Source organism: Candidatus Zixiibacteriota bacterium (genome assembly GCA_021159005.1).
In the GTDB taxonomy this organism is placed as follows: Bacteria; Zixibacteria; MSB-5A5; order UBA10806; family 4484-95; genus JAGGSN01.
Genome location: JAGGSN010000241.1, coordinates 1 through 4,004, shown reverse-complemented (window position 1 = coordinate 4,004; position 4,004 = coordinate 1). Strand labels below are relative to the sequence as shown.

At 44.6% G+C, this 4,004-nt stretch carries 1 protein-coding gene; it reads left to right on the top strand.

Features of this window, described 5'->3' with window-relative positions; genetic code table 11:
• Positions 1–143 precede the first annotated feature (143 nt).
• A complete protein-coding gene (gene metH, locus J7K40_15570; protein MCD6163815.1) occupies positions 144–3,830 on the top strand; it encodes a methionine synthase in 3,687 nt (1,228 codons plus the stop codon).
• Positions 3,831–4,004: the final 174 nt, after the last annotated feature.

Below are 4,004 nucleotides of genomic sequence, written 5' to 3'. Positions count from 1 at the left end.
TTTTTATAATAAATAAAGCAAATTCTATTGTAAATAAAAATCATACTTCAATTCATTGCCATTATTCCCGATAAAACCTATAAACAATAAATAAAACAGATTTTTTAGTGGCACAATAATTAACATTATCATAACTTAACATTATGTCAGAAAAGCGAATCGAGCAATTGATACATTGTCTCAAAGAACGCATCCTCGTTTTGGAAGGCGCTAAAGGCACCATGATTCAGTCATACGGGCTGTCTGAGGCTGATTTCCGCGGTGAGCAATTTGCCAAACATCCCTGCAGCCTAAAAGGCAATAACGACCTTCTGTCGTTAACTAAGCCGTCTGTTATCGAGGATATCCATCGCTCTTTTTTAAATGCCGGCGCCGATATTATTTCGACGAATACTTTTAACGCAACCGGAGTATCCCAATCCGATTATCAAACTGAAAAATATGTTTATGATATGAACTTAGCCTCGACCAGACTGGCGCGAAAAATCGCCGATGAGTTTACTGCCAATGAGCCTGATAAACCTCGATTTGTTGCCGGGTCGCTTGGCCCGACAAGGGCATCCTGTTCTATCTCGCCAAATGTCGAAGATCCCGGCTATCGCGCTGTTGCCTTTGATGATATGCGCAATACTTATGCCGAACAGGCGCGGGGGCTTATCGATGGCGGCGTTGACATCCTGCTGATTGAGACTATATTCGATACACTTAACTGCAAAGCCGCCCTGTTTGCCATTGCCGAGCTATTCAAAGAAAATAATATCAGCCTGCCTATATGGATATCCGGCACAATTACCGATGCCAGCGGACGGACGCTTTCGGGGCAGACTACGGAGGCGTTTCTGATTTCGGTTCATCATGCCAACCCATTTTGCATAGGTTTAAACTGCTCGCTTGGCGCCGAAAATATGAGGCCATATTTAGAGGAGCTATCTAATAAAGCCGACACGCTGGTTTCGGTGTATCCCAATGCCGGTTTCCCTGATGAATTCGGAAAATACAACGATACGCCTGAATACATGGCAGGCGTGTTAAAAGATTTTGCAAAGAGCGGTTTTATAAATATTGTCGGCGGCTGCTGCGGCTCGACACCGTCGCATATAAAGGCAATTGCCGAGGCGGTTAAGGATATACTGCCTCGCAAAATACCATTGATTGAAAAGTATTGCCGTCTAAGCGGATTGGAACCGCTGATTATCCGGCCGGACTCATTGTTTGTTAATATCGGCGAACGCACCAATGTGGCCGGGTCGCGAAAATTCGCCCGTCTTATCCGGGAGGAAAAATATGAAGAGGCTCTTGATGTTGCCAGCCAGCAGGTTCGCAATGGCGCCCAGATGATTGATGTAAGCATGGATGAGGCGATGCTCGACTCTAAACAGGCGATAGTAAAGTTTTTAAATCTTGCCGCCTCCGATCCCGAAATCAGCCGCGTGCCCGTTATGATTGACTCCTCGAAATGGGAAGTTATTGAAGCCGGCTTGAAATGCCTTCAGGGGAAAGGCACAGTAAATTCAATCAGCTTAAAAGACGGCGAGAATGAGTTTAAACGCAGAGCTTCTCTAATCCGTCAATACGGCGCCGCTGTTGTGGTGATGGCATTCGATGAGAACGGTCAGGCGGAAACATATAAACGTAAAGTTGAAATCTGCCGGAGAGCATACTCTATCTTAGTCGATGAGGTAGGTTTCCCGCCGCAGGATATTATTTTCGACCCGAATATACTGGCTATCGCCACCGGCATCAAAGAGCATAACAACTATGCAGTCGATTATATAAAAGCCTGCTGGACAATAAAGGAGACTTTGCTTCATGCCTTGGTAAGCGGCGGAGTCAGCAATCTTTCCTTTTCTTTTCGGGGCAATAATGCAATTCGAGAGGCGATGCATGCCGTATTTTTATATCATGCTATTAAAGCCGGCATGGATATGGGCATAGTCAACGCCGGCCAGTTAGTTGTATATGATGAGATTCCTAACGACCTTCTCAGGGCGGTTGAGGATGTTGTCCTTAACCGTAACGACAACGCCGTTAATAGCTTAACAGAACTTGCCGGCGATATTAAAGGCATATCTAAGAAAAAAGCAGTCGATTTAGCCTGGCGCAAACTGCCTTTGGAAAAACGGTTATCATACGCCCTTATTAATGGCATAACCAATTATCTCAAACAGGATTTAGAGGAAGCCTGTCAAAAATACAAGCGTGTTTTAGAGATTATCGAAAAACCGCTCATGAGCGGCATGAATAAGGTTGGCGAGCTTTTCGGCGCTGGGAAGATGTTCCTGCCTCAGGTAGTGAAAAGCGCGCGGGTTATGAAAAAAGCTGTATCAATATTACAGCCCTTAATAGATGCAGAGGATGGTAAAAACGCAATCAAATCCAATGGCAAGATTCTTCTGGCAACAGTTAAGGGGGATGTTCATGATATCGGCAAGAACATTGTCGGGGTGGTGCTTGGATGCAACAATTACGAAGTGATTGACCTTGGCGTGATGACAACAGCTGAAAAAATCCTTGAAACTGCCATCAGGGAGAAAGTCGATATTATCGGCTTAAGCGGTCTGATAACACCATCACTTGAGGAGATGGTTCATGTGGCTAAGGAAATGGAGCGCCGCCATTTCGATATTCCGCTTTTAATAGGCGGAGCAACCACATCCAGAATACATACGGCAGTAAAAATCGAGCCTGTCTATCATGGCGCAATCGTTCATGTTATGGATGCCTCGCTTAGCGTCGGAGTAGTAAATAGTTTGCTTAATCCCAATAAAAGAGAACAATACATCAAAAGCATTAAAGAAAAGTATGATAATATCAGACAGGAACATATTGATAATAATAAGAAGCTTAAAATAATTACGCTGCCGGAAGCCCGAAAACGCAGGCTGAAGATAGATTGGAATTCCAGACGGATTGTGAAGCCTAAGGTTATGGGTATTACCGTTTATGATGATTATTCGTTAACTGAAATAATTCCCTATATCAACTGGACTTATTTTTTCTTAGCCTGGGATATTCGAGGCCATTATCCGAAAATTTTAAGTGATAAAACTCATGGCAACCGTGCGAAAGAACTGTTTGCGGATGCTAATAAACTATTGAAACGAATTGTCAATGATAGGCTTCTGCAGGCAAAAGCGGTATTAAGTCTCTTCCCTGCTAATTCTATTGGCGATGACATTGAGATATATACAGATGAGAATCGAACAAACACTCAGATTGTACTGTATAACTTTCGCCAGCAGATGGAAAAACCATCGGCTAAGCACAACCTTTGTCTGGCTGATTATATCGCTCCGAAAGATACGGGTATCGAGGATTATATCGGCGCCTATGCTGCAACCACCGGCTTTGGGGCGGATAAATTATCTGACGAATTCAAAGACAGGAAAGATGACTACAATAGCATTATGGTTAATACGTTAGCCGACCGTCTGGCGGAAGCCCTCGCCGAAAGAATCCATCAGCGGGTGCGAACTGAGTTCTGGCAATATGCCAAAGACGAGAAATTAAACAGCGATGATTTGTTTCACGGGAAGTATAAAGGCATACGTCCGGCGCCCGGTTATCCGGCCTGTCCCGATCACACCCAGAAAAGGGATATTTTCAAGCTATTGAAAGCGGAGGAAAATATCGGCGTAAGATTAACCGAAAGCTGCATGATGATTCCGGCGGCATCGGTTTGCGGCTGGTATTTCTCACATCCGGAATCGCGGTATTTCGGTATTGGCAAGATTGATAAAGATCAAGTGGTTGATTATGCCAACCGTAAAGGAGTATCAGAAGTCGAGGTTGAACGCTGGCTGGCATCGAATCTGTCTTACGAATCTTAATTGATTTGATTGCATATAATAACACTACTGTCCGGCCTTTTGTCCGCCTTAGGCGGATGCTATAATGATGTCATTCCCACACTGCCCGCGTCATTCCCACACTGCCCGCGTCGTTCCCAACACTGCCCGCGTCATTCCCAACACCGTCCGCGTCATTCCCAACTTGATTGGGAA

Bases quoted from the DNA above. Each gene is read 5' to 3' on its own strand.
- metH (MCD6163815.1), top strand. From the start codon at position 144: ATGTCAGAAAAGCGAATCGAGCAATTGATACATTGTCTCAAAGAACGC.